At 68.1% G+C, this 16158-nt stretch carries 11 protein-coding genes; all 11 read left to right on the top strand.

Annotation, left to right across the window (positions count from 1 at the left end; genetic code table 11):
• The first annotated feature begins 12 nt into the window (after positions 1-12).
• Positions 13-192 carry a tautomerase family protein gene (locus tag QSJ19_RS02520; protein ID WP_286318105.1) on the top strand — a complete coding sequence of 60 codons (180 nt, stop codon included), beginning with the start codon at positions 13-15 and terminating at the stop codon, positions 190-192.
• On the top strand, positions 189-1733 hold the full coding sequence (locus tag QSJ19_RS02525; RefSeq protein ID WP_286318106.1) for an anthranilate synthase component I: 1545 nt from the start codon (positions 189-191) through the stop codon (positions 1731-1733). The genes QSJ19_RS02520 and QSJ19_RS02525 overlap by 4 nt, the downstream gene beginning before the upstream one ends.
• Entirely contained in the window at positions 1730-2548 is an 819-nt protein-coding gene (locus tag QSJ19_RS02530; RefSeq protein WP_286318107.1) for a TIGR02234 family membrane protein, read from the top strand. Before QSJ19_RS02525 ends, QSJ19_RS02530 begins: the two co-directional genes overlap by 4 nt.
• Positions 2549-2627: 79 nt before the next feature.
• The gene (gene trpC / locus QSJ19_RS02535) at positions 2628-3446 is read left to right on the top strand and encodes an indole-3-glycerol phosphate synthase TrpC (protein WP_187589267.1); all 819 of its coding nucleotides are present in this window, start codon (positions 2628-2630) and stop codon (positions 3444-3446) included.
• Positions 3447-3488: 42 nt separating this feature from the next.
• On the top strand, positions 3489-4805 hold the full coding sequence (gene trpB / locus QSJ19_RS02540) for a tryptophan synthase subunit beta (RefSeq protein ID WP_286318108.1): 1317 nt from the start codon (positions 3489-3491) through the stop codon (positions 4803-4805).
• Positions 4802-5635 carry a tryptophan synthase subunit alpha gene (trpA, locus tag QSJ19_RS02545; RefSeq protein ID WP_286318109.1) on the top strand — a complete coding sequence of 278 codons (834 nt, stop codon included), beginning with the start codon at positions 4802-4804 and terminating at the stop codon, positions 5633-5635. The genes trpB and trpA overlap by 4 nt, the downstream gene beginning before the upstream one ends.
• A 92-nt stretch (positions 5636-5727) precedes the next feature.
• Positions 5728-7260 (top strand): prolipoprotein diacylglyceryl transferase, encoded by a 1533-nt coding sequence (gene lgt, locus QSJ19_RS02550; protein ID WP_286318110.1) that lies wholly within the window; start codon positions 5728-5730, stop codon positions 7258-7260.
• A gap of 215 nt (positions 7261-7475) precedes the next feature.
• A complete protein-coding gene (gene gltB, locus QSJ19_RS02555; RefSeq protein WP_286318111.1) occupies positions 7476-12047 on the top strand; it encodes a glutamate synthase large subunit in 4572 nt (1523 codons plus the stop codon).
• Positions 12040-13545 (top strand): glutamate synthase subunit beta, encoded by a 1506-nt coding sequence (locus QSJ19_RS02560; protein WP_286318112.1) that lies wholly within the window; start codon positions 12040-12042, stop codon positions 13543-13545. The genes gltB and QSJ19_RS02560 overlap by 8 nt, the downstream gene beginning before the upstream one ends.
• A 172-nt stretch (positions 13546-13717) precedes the next feature.
• Positions 13718-15151, top strand: a complete 1434-nt coding sequence (gene pyk / locus QSJ19_RS02565; protein WP_286318113.1) for a pyruvate kinase — start codon at positions 13718-13720, stop codon at positions 15149-15151.
• Positions 15152-15262: 111 nt separating this feature from the next.
• Entirely contained in the window at positions 15263-16138 is an 876-nt protein-coding gene (locus QSJ19_RS02570) for an acyl-CoA thioesterase (RefSeq protein WP_286318114.1), read from the top strand.
• Positions 16139-16158: the final 20 nt, after the last annotated feature.

Consider the following 16158-nt stretch of genomic DNA (forward strand, 5'->3'; position numbering starts at 1 on the left):
GTGACGGCGTCCATGCCACTGATCCAGATCTCGCAGACCCCCGGCCTGTCCGACCGGGTCAAACGCGAGGCCATCGCGGCGGTCACCGAGGCGTACGCCAAGGCGACCGGGAAGAACCCCGATTCGGTCTGGGTGACCATCACCGAGGTACCGCGACAGCACTGGGGCGTGGGCGGCGAGCCGCTGGGATGAGCGCGACCACCACACTCGAGGAGTTCCTGGATCTCGCGGCCGACCACCGCGTCGTTCCGGTGACCCGCAAGGTCCTCGCCGACTCGGAGACACCGTTGTCGGCCTACCGCAAACTCGCCGGCGACCGGGAGGGCACGTTCCTGCTCGAATCGGCGGAGAACGGCCGATCGTGGTCGCGGTGGTCGTTCATCGGTGCGCGGTCGCCGTCGGCGCTCACCGTCGTCGACGGTGAGGCCCGATGGTGGGGGGAGGTGCCCAGCGGCGCGCCCGACGGCGGCGATCCGCTGGCCGCGCTCGCCGAGTCGCTGCGCCTGCTCGCGACCGACCCCTTCCCCGGGATGCCGCCACTGACCGGCGGATTCGTCGGTTTCTTCGCCTACGACATGGTCCGACGGCTCGAACGGCTGCCGGGAACCCCGGTCGACGACCTCGGTCTGCCCGACATGATGATGCTGCTGGCGACCGATGTCGCCGCCGTCGACCACCACGAGGGCACCATCACGCTGATCGCCAACGCCGTGAACTGGGACGGTTCGGACGAGCGCGCAGAGGAGGCCTACGCCGACGCCGTGTCACGACTCGACGCGATGACCGAGGCGCTCGCCGCACCGGCACCGTCGACCGTGTCCCATTTCGACCGTCCGACGCCGGAGTACACGTCACAACGCACGCTCGAGGAGTACAGCGAGATCGTCGTCGACCTCGTCGGCGAGATCGAGGCCGGTGAGGCCTTCCAGGTCGTTCCGTCGCAGCGATTCGAGATGGACACCGACGCCGACCCCGTCGACGTCTACCGCGTGTTGCGCGCCTCGAATCCGAGTCCGTACATGTACCTGCTGCGCATGCCAGGCGGGACCGGACGCGGACCGTTCACCATCGTCGGCAGCAGCCCCGAGGCTCTGGTGACCGTGCAGGACGGCGTCGCGACGACCCATCCGATCGCGGGCACCCGCTGGCGCGGCGCGACGGAGGAGGAGGACCAGCTCCTCGCCAAGGGGCTCGTCGAGGACGAGAAGGAGAACGCCGAGCACCTGATGCTCGTCGATCTCGGGCGCAACGATCTCGGACGCGTCTGCCGGCCGGGCACCGTCAAGGTCAGCGACTACCGTCACGTCGAGCGCTACAGCCACGTCATGCACCTGGTCTCGACGGTGTCGGGGACGTTGCGAGACGACAAACACGCGCTCGACGCCGTGTCGGCGTGCTTTCCCGCCGGCACCCTGACCGGCGCGCCGAAGGTCCGGGCGATGGAACTCATCGACGAGCGTGAGCTGACCCGGCGCGGACTGTACGGCGGCATCGTCGGCTACCTCGACTTCGCCGGCGACGCGGACACCGCCATCGCCATCCGTACCGCCCTGATGGCCGACGGCCGCGCCTACGTCCAGGCCGGTGGTGGCGTCGTCGCCGACAGCGAACCCGAATACGAGTACAACGAGGCACGCAACAAGGCGACGGCCGTCCTCAACGCGGTCGCGGCGGCCGCGACGATGCGTCGCGTCGGCGGCGCGGCCCCGGCGACGACGAAGGGACCGTCATGACCACGCCGAACCCGTCCGGCGACGAGACGGCCGTCGCGGTCAAGGCCTACCTGCGTCGTCGTCAGATGATCGCCGCAGTCCTGTTGGCGTTGGCCGCGCTGGCGTACTGGACGGCGTCCCGGCTCAATTGGTGTCGGGTGCTGGCCGCCGACGGCCTCGCCCCACCGCGTGACTTCGACGTCAGGGGATCGGACTGGAGTCCCTGGCTCACCCCGCTGGCCCTCGTCCTGCTCGCCGCCATCCTCGCGGCGTTCTCGGTCCGCGGCTGGGGCCTTCGGATCATCGCGCTGCTGGTCGCCGCCGCCGGTGTGCTCGCCGCGATCCCGGCGATCTCCCTCGTGACCGGCGGCGCCGACTCCGACTACGCGTCCGACGCCGCCGACATCCCCGGCCGCTTCCAGATCATCCTCATCACCACCAACTCCTGGGCGGCGGTCGTCGTGCTGGCCGGCACGGTGTGCGCGGTGCTGGCGGGAGTGCTGCTCCTGCGCGTCGCCGGCGGGGTCTCGGGGATGTCGTCGAAGTACAAGACCCCCGGGGCCCGGCGCGAGGAAATCGAGCGTCAGATCTTCGCCGACCACGACAAGCGGAAGTCGGGGGCGGCGCAGGGCTCGCCGTTTGTGTCCGGCGAGGCGACCGGACAGCCGGTGTCGCCGGACGACGCCGCCGATACCTCGACCGGCCCGAGCAGCACGGGTAACGATGCGCCTCCCGCGAACGAACGCATGTTGTGGGACGCACTCGACACCGGGATCGATCCGACCGACGTCCCCGACGACCACGGGGAAGAACGACGCCGAGGAGACCAGCGCTGAGCAGCCAACCCGGCCACAGGACGATTCGGCCCTCCGGCTACCCTGAGACCACACGAACATCGAAAGGGGGCCAACGGTCGTGACCTCGCCGACTGTCCTCGACTCCATCATCGAGGGAGTGAAAGCTGACGTCGCCGCGCGCGAAGCCGTGGTCGACTACGCGGCTGTCAAGGCGGCGTCCACGAAGGCCCCGGACCCCAAGGATGCGATGGCGGCGTTGCAGCTGCCCGGCATCGGGGTCATCGCCGAGGTCAAGCGGGCCAGCCCGTCCAAGGGAGATCTCGCCACCATCGCCGATCCCGCCGAACTGGCGAGCGCCTACGAGGCCGGCGGTGCGCGGATCATCAGCGTGCTCACCGAACAGCGCCGCTTCCGTGGATCGCTCGACGACCTCGACAGTGTCCGTGCCGCGGTCGACATCCCGGTCCTGCGCAAGGACTTCATCGTCGGTCCGTACCAGATCCACGAGGCGCGCGCGCACGGCGCCGACGTCATCCTGCTGATCGTCGCCGCGCTGGAACAGAACGTGCTCGCCTCCCTGCTCGACCGCACCGAGAGCCTCGGCATGACCGCGCTCGTCGAGGTGCACACCGAGGAGGAGGCGAACCGCGCGCTGGAGGCCGGCGCATCCGTCGTCGGCGTCAACGCCCGCAACCTCAAGACCCTCGAGGTCGACCGCGACTGTTTCTCCCGCATCGCCCCCGGCCTGCCGACGAAGGTGATCCGCATCGCCGAGTCCGGGGTGCGCGGCACCGCCGATCTGCTGGCCTATGCCGGAGCCGGCGCGGACGCCGTACTGGTCGGAGAGGGGCTCGTCACCAGCGGCGACCCCCGGGCCGCCGTCTCCGAGCTGGTCACCGCGGGTACCCACCCGTCCTGCCCGAAACCGGTTCGCTGACAGCCTTTTCCGCCTGCGGACCCCGATAGCGAACAAGAGACCGTGACCGCGCATACCGATTCCCCAGACACGTCCTATCCCGCCGCCAGCGTCGGCCTCACCACCCGCACGTCCATCGAACCCGACGAGGGCGGTCATTTCGGTGTCTACGGCGGTAGGCACGTCCCCGAAGCCCTCATGGCGGTGATCGACGAGGTCACCACCACCTATCAGAAGCTCCGGCGCGACGACGACTACCTCGCCGAGCTCGACCGGCTGCAGCGCGATTACACGGGTCGTCCCTCACCGCTCTACGAGGCCAAGCGACTGCGCGAATCCGCCGGCGGCGCACGAATCTTCCTCAAACGCGAAGACCTCAACCACACCGGATCCCACAAGATCAACAATGTCCTGGGTCAGGCGCTGCTCGCCGCACGGATGGGCAAGTCGCGCGTCATCGCCGAGACCGGCGCCGGCCAGCACGGCGTCGCCACCGCGACCGCCTGCGCGCTCCTCGGGCTCGACTGCGTCGTCTACATGGGGCGCGTCGACACCGACCGCCAGGCGCTCAACGTGGCTCGGATGCGGTTGCTCGGCGCCGAGGTCATCGCCGTCGACAACGGGTCGGCCACCCTCAAGGACGCGATCAACGAGGCCATGCGCGACTGGGTCACCAACGCGCACAACACCTATTACTGCTTCGGCACGGCCGCCGGGCCGCATCCGTTCCCGGCCATGGTGCGCGATCTGCAACGTGTCATCGGCCTGGAGGCACGGGCGCAGATCCTCGAACAGACAGACCGGCTCCCCGACGCCGTCGTCGCGTGCGTCGGCGGCGGATCCAATGCGATCGGGATCTTCCATCCGTTCATCGACGACACCGAGGTCCGCCTCGTCGGCTACGAGGCCGCGGGGGACGGGGTCGACACCGGTCGCCATGCCGCCACCTTCACCGGTGGTACGCCCGGCGCCTTCCAAGGGGCGTACTCGTATCTCCTGCAGGACGAGGACGGACAGACCATCGAGTCGCACTCGATCTCCGCAGGACTGGACTACCCGGGTGTGGGGCCCGAACACGCCTTCCTCAAGGACACCGGTCGCGCGACCTACGAGCCCATCACCGACACCGAGGCGATGGACGCGCTCGCGCTGCTCAGCCGACGGGAGGGCATCATCCCGGCAATCGAATCGGCCCACGCGGTGGCCGGTGCGCTGAAACTCGGGCAGGAACTCGGGGACGGAGCGGTCATCATCGTCAGCCTCTCCGGACGGGGTGACAAGGACGTCGACACCGCGGCCAGGTGGTTCGACCTGTTCGACAAGCCGCCATCACAGGACGAGGCGTCGGCCGGCGGCGAGCAGACAGGGGAGACCGTATGAGCGCCACCACATCCGGGACGGTCACCCACACCACGCCGTCCAAGCTCGGACCCACCTTCGCCCGCTGCCGCGAGGAAGGACACAGCGCCCTCATCGGATACCTGCCCGTCGGCTATCCGACCGTCGAGAAGTCGGTCGAGTACTTCCGCGCGATGGTCGAGGCGGGCTGCGACATCATCGAGGTCGGTGTCCCGTACTCGGACCCGGTGATGGACGGGCCCACCATCCAGGAGGCCGCCGACACGGCGCTCGCCGGCGGTGTCCGGGTGCGTGACGTGTTCACCGCCGTTCAGGCGATCTCCGACGCCGGTGGCCAGTCGGTCGTGATGAGTTACTGGAACCCGGTGCTGCAGTACGGCATCGATCGGTTTTCCCGCGACCTCGCGAACGCCGGGGGCGCCGGCCTGATCACCCCGAACCTGATCCCGGAGGAGGGGGCCGCGTGGCACACCGCCTCCGACGAGCACGGACTCGACCGGATCTATCTCGTCGCGCCGTCGTCGACCAACGAGCGCCTGGCGATGACCGTGGACGCGTCGCGCGGGTTCATCTACGCCGCGTCGACGATGGGTGTCACGGGGGCCCGTGACGCGGTCTCCGACGCCGCGCCGGAACTCTGCGCGCGTGTGCGGGCACACTCCGACATCCCGATCGGCGTCGGACTCGGCGTGCGCAACAAGGCGCAGGCCGCCGAGATCGCCGCGTACGCAGACGGAGTGATCGTTGGCTCTGCGCTGGTCAGCGCGGCCAAGGAGAGTAGCCGGGACCTCGCGGCACTCGTCGGTGAACTGGCCGACGGCGTCCGTTCGGCGGCACCCGCCGCATCGTAGGTGACGCGGCCACGACCGTGCCGACGACCGCGGTCGGGCCGGCGCCCGGCGGGTGAGCGGGACGTCCGCGCGGGTCGGTTAGGGTGGCAGGCGTGACGGTGCCGACGCCTCAAACGGGTTCGACGATCCTGGCCTACATCCCCAGCCCACCGGCCGGAGTGTGGTACCTCGGCCCGCTTCCGCTGCGTGCGTATGCGCTGTGCATCATCGCCGGCATCATCATCGCCGTCTGGTGGGGCAACCGCCGGTGGAAAGCTCGTGGCGGACAAGAGGGCGAGGTCCTCGACGTCGCGATCTGGGCGGTCCCGTTCGGCCTCGTCGGCGGCCGGCTCTATCACCTCGCCACCGACTGGCGCACCTACTTCGGCGACGGACCGAAGGATCCGATCGACGCCCTGAAGATCTGGGACGGCGGTCTCGGCATCTGGGGTGCCGTGCTGCTCGGTGCGGTGGGTGCATGGATCGGCGCCCGACGACACGGCATCAAACTGCCACCCTTCGGCGACGCGCTCGCTCCGCCGATCCTGCTCGCCCAGGCGATCGGCCGACTCGGAAACTATTTCAATCAGGAGCTCTACGGCCGGGAGACCACCGTGCCGTGGGGCCTGAAGATCTACGAGCGCGTCGACTCCGACGGCTTCGCCGATCCCGGACTGATCACCGGTTCGTCGAACGGCACCGTCGTCGCGATCGTGCACCCCACGTTCCTGTACGAACTGCTGTGGAACATGCTCGTCGTGATCCTCCTCGTCGTCGCCGACCGACGGTTCCGTATCGGACACGGGCGACTCTTCGCGCTCTATGTGGCCGGCTACTGCGTCGGTCGGTTCGGTGTCGAGCTGATGCGCTCCGACCCGGCCACCCACATCTTCGGCACGCGGATCAACGTCTTCACCGCCATCGTCGTGTTCGCCTGCGCTGCTGCCTATTTCGTGCTCGCGCCGAAGGGGCGGGAACAGGGTCTGTCGATCTATCACCACGCACGCGCCGAGGAACTCGAAGAACTCGGAGAGCTCGGCTACGTCGACGACAGATTCGACGCCGATGCCGACCGGGCCGACGCCGACCGCGACACGAACCGCGACATGGAACGGGACGACGCCCGAGGTCGTGACGAGGGCGCCGGTACCACGACCGATTCCGTCCCGGAGTCCGAACCGGCAGTCGGGTCGGCATCCGTACCCTCCTCACACAGCGCCGACGGTGACGCGCCCGACACCGGTAGCGTCGCACAGGCCGCGTTGGCCGCGGCCATCGCGCGGCACACCCCGCGCACCGACGACGGCGAACCGGTGTCCTCGGACGCGTCGGGCGAGGCCTGGGTCCTCGAATCGGACGATGAGCCCGCAGACGGCATCCCCGATCCCGCCGAGAGCACCGACGACCCCGCCGCCGAGGGCACAGACCCCCCGGCTGCCGAGAACACCGACTCTCCCGTCGACGGCAACCCCGACCTCGCCCACGGCAACCCCGACCTCGCCCACGGCAACCCCGACCTCGCCGACGACAACCCCGACCTCGCCGACGACAACCCCGAACCCGAACCCGCCGACGGCATCCCCGAATCCGCCGAGGGCACTGACGACCCCGCCGAGGGCACTGACGACCCCGCCGACGACAAGTAACGCCCGGCCCAGACAGGTCGGCCGGTTCACACCATGATCGGACATCGATCACATCCGACCAGAGCGCACCAGCGGATTCGGTCGGATACGATGAAGATTCGCGGTGCACGGGATCAGCCCCTTCGACCCCTGCATCGTCACTGCTCCACGGGCCAGCGTTGTCCCTGAGGACATCGAGCATTGCGATTCGTCACCGAGTCGAGTGGAGGTTCGAGATGTTGTTTTCTGCGCTCCCGGCCAAGCAGGGTCTGTACGACCCCGAGGCCGAGGTCGACTCATGTGGCGTCGCCATGGTCGCCGACGTCCACGGTCGTCGATCGCATTCGATCGTCGCCGACGGACTGTTGGCGTTGGAGAATCTCGAACACCGAGGGGCGGCGGGCGCCGAGGTCAACAGTGGCGACGGTGCCGGCATCCTCATCCAGCTGCCCGACGAGTTGCTGCGCGCGGTGGTCGATTTCGATCTTCCGGCGCCCACTCCCGCCGGCGACAACACCTACGCCGCCGGTACCTGCTTCCTGCCCGTCGACCCCGCCCTGCGCGTGCGCGCGATCGAGCGGGTGAGTGCTCTTGCCGACGCCGAGGGCATCACGATCCTCGGCTGGCGTGAACTCCCGGTCGACGCAGCGCGCGCCGACATCGGCGAGACCGCGGCGGGCTGCATGCCGTTCATGATGCAGCTCTTCGTCACCGTCGATCCCGCCGCCGGCGGGCAGCGCATCGGCGGCCTCGACCTCGACCGCCACATCTTCGGATTCCGCAAGCAGGCCGAACGCATGACACCGGAGATCGAGGAGGCGGGCACCGGGCTGTACTTCCCGTCGTTGTCGAGCCGCACCATCGTCTACAAGGGCATGCTCACGACGATGCAGTTGCCGCTCTACTACGACGACCTGCGTGACGACCGCTGCCACAGCGCGATCGCCATCGTCCACTCCCGCTTCTCCACCAACACCTTTCCGTCGTGGCCGCTCGCGCATCCATTTCGATTCGTGGCGCACAACGGCGAGATCAACACGGTCCGCGGCAACCGCAACCGCATGCGCGCCCGGGAGGCCCTGCTGGCCACCGACCTCATCCCCGGCGATCTCAGCCGTGCCTTCCCGATCTGCACGCCCGAGTCGTCGGACTCGGCGTCCCTCGACGAGGTGCTCGAGATGCTGCACCTCGGCGGTCGCAGCGTCCCGCACGCGGTGATGCTGATGGTTCCCGAGGCGTGGGAGAACGTCGGCGACATGGATCCCCGACGGCGCGCCTTCCTGCAGTTCAACGCGTCCCTGATGGAGGCGTGGGACGGCCCGGCGTGCGTCACGTTCACCGACGGCACCGTGGTCGGAGCCGTGCTCGACCGCAACGGTCTCCGCCCGGGCCGCTGGTGGCAGACCCGCGACGGCCGGGTCATCCTCGCGTCGGAGGCCGGGGTCCTCGACGTCCCCGTCGACGACGTCATCTCCAAGGGCCGCCTCGAACCGGGTCGGATGTTCCTCGTCGACACCAAGCAGGGACGGATCATCCCCGACGAGGAGATCAAGGGCGACCTGATCCACGCCGAGCCCTACGACGAATGGCTGCATGCGGGCCTGCTCGACATCGCGACCCTGCCCAACCGGCCCGTCTACAAACCGAATCACGACACGGTGGTGCGTCGCCAGGTGTCGTTCGGCTACACCGAAGAAGACCTCCGCGTGCTCCTGACGCCGATGGCCGCATCCGGGTACGAACCGCTCGGCTCGATGGGCACCGACACCCCGGTCGCGGTGTTGTCCCAGCGATCCCGGTTGCTCTACGACTACTTCGTCGAGCTGTTCGCACAGGTCACCAACCCGCCACTGGATGCGATCCGTGAAGAGATCGTCACGTCCATGGCACGCGTGATGGGGCCCGAGCAGAACCTGCTCGACCCCACTGCCGCGTCGTGCCGGCAGATCCTGCTGCACTGGCCCGTCATCGACAACGACGACCTGGCCAAGCTCGTCCACATCAACGACGACGGCGACAACCCCGGGTTGTCGGCGAAGGTCTTGCACGGGCTCTACGAGGTGGCCGAGGGCGGTCCCGGCCTCGAGGCGGCCCTCGCGGACCTGCGGATGCGGGCGAGCCAGGCCATTGCCGAGGGCCATACGACGCTGGTCATCTCCGACCGGCGTACCGACCGCGAGCACGCGCCGATCCCATCGCTGCTCGCGATCTCAGCGGTGCACCATCACCTGGTCCGGACCAAGGAGCGCACCAAGGTCGCACTCGTCGTCGAATCCGGCGATGCCCGCGAGGTGCACCACATCGCTCTGCTGATCGGGTTCGGCGCGGCCGCGGTCAACCCGTACCTGGCGCTGGAGACGATCGAGGACCTCATCGCCGAGGGCGAGCTGACCGGCGTCCCGTCGTCGAAGGCGATCCGCAACTACCTCGAGGCTCTGGGCAAGGGTGTGCTCAAGGTGATGAGCAAGATGGGCATCTCGACCATCAGTTCCTACACCGCTTCCCAGGCCTTCGAGGCCGTCGGCCTGTCGTCGGCGGTGGTCAAGGAGTACTTCACCAGGACGGTCTCGCGAATCGAGGGCGTCGGTCTCGACGAACTCGCCGAAGAGGTCCGGATGCGCCACCATCGCGCGTTCCCGGAGAATCCGACAGAGCAGGTGTACCGACGTCTCGACGTCGGCGGCGAGTACCAGTACCGCCGGGAGGGTGAACTGCACCTGTTCACCCCGGAGACCATCTTCCTGTTGCAGCACGCGACGAAGACCGGTCAGGCCGAGGTCTTCCAGAAGTACTCCGACGAGGTCGACAAGCTCTCCCGCGAGGGCGGGACACTGCGGGGCCTCTTCGATTTCGACCTGGCCGGGCGTGACCCGATCCCGCTCGACGAGGTCGAGCCGATCGAGTCGATCATGACTCGATTCAACACCGGTGCGATGAGCTACGGATCCATCTCGGCCGAAGCGCACGAGACCATCGCGATCGCGATGAACCGGATCGGCGGCCGGTCGAACTCGGGGGAGGGCGGCGAGGACGTCGACCGACTCTACGACCCCGAACGACGCAGCGCGGTCAAGCAGGTCGCATCGGGACGATTCGGCGTCACCAGTGACTATCTGATCAACGCGACCGACATCCAGATCAAGATGGCGCAGGGCGCGAAACCCGGTGAGGGCGGACAACTCCCGGCGTACAAGGTGTATCCGTGGATCGCGAAGACACGTCATTCGACGCCGGGGGTGGCGTTGATCTCGCCGCCGCCGCACCACGACATCTACTCGATCGAGGATCTCGCGCAACTGATCCACGACCTGAAGAACGCCAACTCCGAGGCGCGCATCCACGTGAAGCTGGTCAGTGCGGTCGGTGTGGGAACCGTCGCCACCGGCGTGTCCAAGGCGCACGCCGACGTCGTCCTGATCTCCGGCCACGACGGCGGTACCGGCGCCTCACCGCTGACCTCGCTCAAGCACGCCGGCACCCCGTGGGAGATCGGGCTCGCCGACGCCCAGCAGACGTTGATGCTCAACGGTCTCCGCGACCGGATCACTGTGCAGTGCGACGGTGCGCTGCGCACCGGACGGGACGTCATCATGGCGGCGCTGCTCGGTGCCGAGGAGTACGGCTTCTCGACCGCCCCGCTCATCGTGTCGGGCTGCATCATGATGCGGGTCTGCCATCTCGACACGTGCCCGGTCGGGGTCGCGACACAGAACCCGCAGCTACGTGCGCGGTTCACCGGGCAGGCCGAACACATCGTCAACTTCTTCCGGTTCATCGCCGAGGATGTGCGAAAGTATCTGGCGCAGCTGGGCTATCACACCCTCGACGAGGCGATCGGACAGTCTCAGCGGCTGCACACCGACGAGGCGGTCGCCCACTGGAAGAGCCGCGGCCTGGACCTGTCGCCGATCTTCCGCAAGTACGAGGACAAGGGTCCCACCCGACGGATGCGCGGGCAGGACCACGGACTCGACCGTGCGCTCGATCAGACCATGATCCAGCTCGCCGAGGGAGCGCTCGAGGACGCGCACCCGGTCACGCTGGAACTGCCTGTGCGCAACGTCAACAGGACCGTCGGCACCCTCCTCGGATCGGAGGTCACGCGACGGTACGGCGCCGACGGTCTGGCCGAGGATTCCATCGTGGTGAAACTCACCGGCTCGGCCGGCCAGTCGCTCGGCGCGTTCCTGCCACCGGGCGTCACCATCCGGCTGTCCGGCGACACGAACGACTACGTCGGAAAGGGGTTGTGCGGCGGCAAGATCGTCGTCGCGCCCGATCCCGACGCCTGGTTCATCGCCGAGGACCAGGTGATCGCCGGCAACACCATCCTGTACGGCGCGACGTCGGGCGAGGTCTACCTGAGAGGCCGTGTGGGTGAACGGTTCTCGGTGCGCAACTCCGGTGCCACCGCGGTCGTCGAGGGAGTCGGCGACCACGCGTGCGAGTACATGACCGGTGGGCGTGTCGTCATTCTCGGGCCGACCGGGCGCAACCTGGCGGCCGGGATGTCCGGTGGGATCGCGTTCGTCTACGACCTCGATCCTGCGAAGGTCAACATGGCCATGGTCGAGTTGCTCCGACCGGATCCCGACGACCTGCGGTTCCTGCGTGACAACATCGCCAAACACACCGAGCTGACCGGTTCGGCCATCGGTGCGTCGATGCTCGCCGACTGGCCGCGGCGCTGCCTGGCGTTCACGAAGGTCATGCCGACCGATTACAAACGAGTTCTCGATGCCGCCCGCATGGCCGAAGCCGAAGGGCGCGACGTCGATTCAGCGATCATGGAGGCGGCACGTGGCTGATCCACGCGGGTTCCTGGAGATCCCCAAGAAAGAGGCGAAGTACCGCCCGGTGACCGAGCGGGTGCAGGACTGGCAGGACGTCTACGCCCACCCCGACAACCCGTTACGGGAACTGGGCGAGGTATCCGAACAGGCCCGACGCTGCATGGACTGCGGCATTCCGTTCTGCCACTCCGGCACTGCCGGATGTCCGCTGGGCAACCTCATCCCGGAGTGGAACGACCTCGTCCGGCGGGGACGGTGGGACGCGGCCAGTGCACGCCTGCACGCCACGAACAACTTTCCCGAGTTCACCGGCCTGGTCTGCCCGGCGCCGTGTGAGTCGGCGTGTGTGTTGTCGATCAGCGAGCCGACGACCGGCGGCAGCGTCACCATCAAGCGGATCGAGAAGACCATCGCCAGCGAGTCGTGGGCGGAGGGCATCATCGGTCCGGAACCGCCCGCGGCCCGGTCGGGCAAGTCGGTCGCCGTCGTCGGATCCGGACCGGCGGGTCTGGCCGCGGCCCAGCAGCTCACCCGGGCCGGCCACGACGTCACCGTCTACGAGCGCGACGACCGTATCGGCGGCCTGTTGCGATACGGCATCCCCGAGTACAAACTCCCCAAATCCGACATCGACCGCCGGATCGCACAGATGCGGGCCGAAGGCACCGAGTTCGTGACCGGTTGCGACGTCGGCACTGACCTGGCGGTGGCCGAGCTCCGGGCCCGGCACGAGGCCGTCGTACTGGCGATCGGCGCGATGGAGGCCCGCGACAATCCCGTGCCCGGTCGCGACCTGCACGGCGTACACCTGGCGATGGAGCACCTCGTGCCCGCCAACCGTGAGTGCGAGGGCGACGGGCCGTCGCCGATCACCGCGGCCGGTAAGCACGTGGTCATCATCGGTGGCGGCGACACCGGGGCCGATTGCCTCGGCACCGCGCACCGGCAGGGCGCGGCGTCGGTCGTGCAGCTCGACTACAACCCCGAGCTGCCGAGCGACCGCGACGACAACCGGTCACCGTGGCCGACGTGGCCGTTGGTCATGCGGACGTCGTCGGCCCATGCCGAGGGCGGTGAGCGCAAGTACGAGGTCGCCGTGCAGCGATTCGTCGGCGACGACGACGGCAACGTCACCACCATGGTGCTCGCCGAGGTCGAGGTGCGGCGCGAGTCCGACGGTCGCCGCGTCGTCACGCCGATCAGCGACGAGTTCGAGATCCCCTGCGACATGGCGCTGTTCGCCATTGGCTTCGCCGGGGTGACCCGCGGCCCGCTGCTCGACGACCTCGGGATCGAGCCGAACGGTCGGGGTGCGCTGTCGTGCGGCAGCGACTGGCAGACCGATGCGGCCGGCGTCTTCGTGTGTGGTGACGCCCATCGGGGAGCGTCGCTGGTCGTGTGGGCCATCGCCGAGGGGCGCTCGACGGCGCGTGCCGTCGACGAGTTCCTGATGGGCGAATCGGACCTGCCGTCGCCGGTGCGGCCGGCCGCGTTGCCGCTGTCGGTGCGGTGACCGTCGCCGACAGCACCGCCGACCCCACCGCAACGCGCGCGGGATCGTCGGTTTCATTCTGTTCGCGACGGTGGGGGACCGCCCTCTGACCTCCTCTAACCCCATGTGGCCGGCAGGTGACCACTCGCCACCGAGATAGAGATGGCGACCCAACCCGACTAAGGTGAACACAGTGACACGGCGTACAAAGATTGTCTGCACCCTCGGTCCGGCCACCAGCAGCGACGAGCGTCTCAAAGAGCTCGTCGAAGCGGGCATGGATGTTGCGAGGCTCAACTTCAGCCACGGCTCTCATGCGGATCACAAGTCCGTCTACGACCGTGTGCGCAAGGCCGGCGACGCCACGGGGAAGGCCGTGGGCATCCTCGCCGACCTGCAGGGACCCAAGATCCGCCTCGGCAAGTTCCGGGATGACGGCGCGCTCAACGGTGAGGTCATGTGGGCCACCGGTGACGAGGTGCGGATCACCGTCGACGATGTCGAGGGCACCCACGATCGGGTGTCGACCACCTACAAGCAGCTCGCCGAGGACGCCTCGGTCGGCGACCGGTTGCTCATCGACGACGGCAAGGTCGGATTGACCGCGACCGGCATCGACGGCAACGACGTGGTGTGCCGGGTGACCGAGGGCGGTCCGGTCAGCAACAACAAGGGACTGTCGCTGCCCGGGATGAACGTGTCGGTGCCGGCGATGTCGGAGAAGGACATCGCCGACCTGGAGTTCGCGCTCGAGCTGGGCGTGGACATGATCGCGTTGTCGTTCGTGCGCAGCCCGGCCGACATCGAACTCGTGCACGAGGTGATGGATCGCGTCGATCGTCGTATCCCGGTGATCGCGAAGCTGGAGAAGCCCGAGGCGATCGAGAACCTCGAGGCGATCGTGTTGGCGTTCGACGCGATCATGGTCGCTCGCGGCGATCTCGGTGTGGAGTTGCCGCTCGAGCAGGTGCCGCTGGTGCAGAAGCGCGCGATCCAGATGGCGCGGGAGAATGCCAAGCCGGTGATCGTGGCGACGCAGATGCTCGATTCGATGATCGAGAACTCGCGTCCGACGCGCGCGGAGGCCTCCGACGTCGCCAATGCCGTACTCGACGGTGCCGACGCGGTGATGCTCTCGGGTGAGACGTCGGTGGGCAAGTGGCCGATCGACGCGGTGCTGACGATGGACAAGATCGCGCGTGCGGTCGAGGGCGGTCCCCGTGATGTGCCGCCGCTGTCGCACGTGCCGCGCACCAAACGCGGCATCATCTCCTATGCCGCCCGCGATATCGGTGAGCGGCTCGAGGTGAAGGCGCTCGTGGCGTTCACACAGTCCGGTGACACCGTGCGGCGTCTCGCGCGTCTGCATTCGCGGCTGCCGTTGCTGGCGTTCACGCCGACCCAGGAGGTCCGCAGTCAGCTCGCCCTGAGCTGGGGAACCGAGACGTTCATCGTCGATCACGTCGACACCACCGACCACATGATCGACCAGGTCGATCAGCAGCTGCTGAAGATCGGTCGGCTCGACGAGGGTGACGTGGTGGTCATCGTTGCCGGCGCCCCGCCCGGAACCGTGGGCTCCACCAACATGATTCACGTCCACCGCATCGGCGAACAGGACCACTGACCGGAGCAAACGATCCCTGAGGGCCTCGCGAGGAACGAGCAAGGCGTCACGAAGGGGCTCGGGAGGAGTCATCTCGAGTGAGTGCCGACCGAGGGCATAGGGTGTGCTCTCATGACCGAACAATCCGCGGATCTCGGCAAACTTCTCGAACTCCTCGACGTCGAGCAGCGCGACGACGACCTCTTCCTCGGGCAGCACCCTGAGCAGAAGACCGCCCGCACCTTCGGCGGTCAACTGCTCGCCCAGGGGGTCATCTCCGCGTCGCGTACCCTGACCCGTGGAAAGCCTCCGGTCCACGCGTTGCACGCCCACTTCATCCGGGGCGGCGATGTGAGCAAGCCGATGGAGTATCACGTCGCGCGATTCCGCGACGGCAAGGCGTTCGCGAACCGCCAGGTGACCGCCATGCAGGACGGTGCCGAGGTCTTCACCATGCTCGTCGCCTTCCAGGACAACACGGCCGGGCTCGAGCACGCGGTCGAGATCCCGCAGGTGCCGTACCCGGAGGAACTGCCGACGCTCGGCGAGCATTTCAAGGGTTACGAGGACCGCATCGCGACATTCGTCAACGCGATGCACCCCATCGACATCCGGTTCGCCAACGATCCCACCTGGAAGGTGCGGGACGCGGGGGCAAAGCTCAAGGACAACCGGGTCTGGATGAAGACCGACGGTCCGATGCCCGATGACCCGATCCTGCACGTAGCCGCGATGTGTTACGCGTCGGACACGACAGTGCTCGACTCGATCATCACCACGCACGGACTGTCGTGGGGGATCGACCGACTCTTCGCAGCGACGGTCAACCACTCGATGTGGTTCCACCGAGATTTCCGGTTCGACGACTGGATGCTCTATGCCACCCGCTCACCGGTGGCGTCCGGCTCCCGCGGGATGGGCTCGGGCCGGTTCTGGATGCGCGACGGCACGCTGGCCACCTCGGTCGTGCAGGAAGCCCTCATCAAGTACTTCCCGCCGAAGAACTGACGGCCCCGATGGCACACTGT

Origin of the sequence: Gordonia sp. ABSL11-1, from assembly GCF_030315685.1 — a bacterium.
In the GTDB taxonomy this organism is placed as follows: domain Bacteria; phylum Actinomycetota; class Actinomycetes; order Mycobacteriales; family Mycobacteriaceae; genus Gordonia.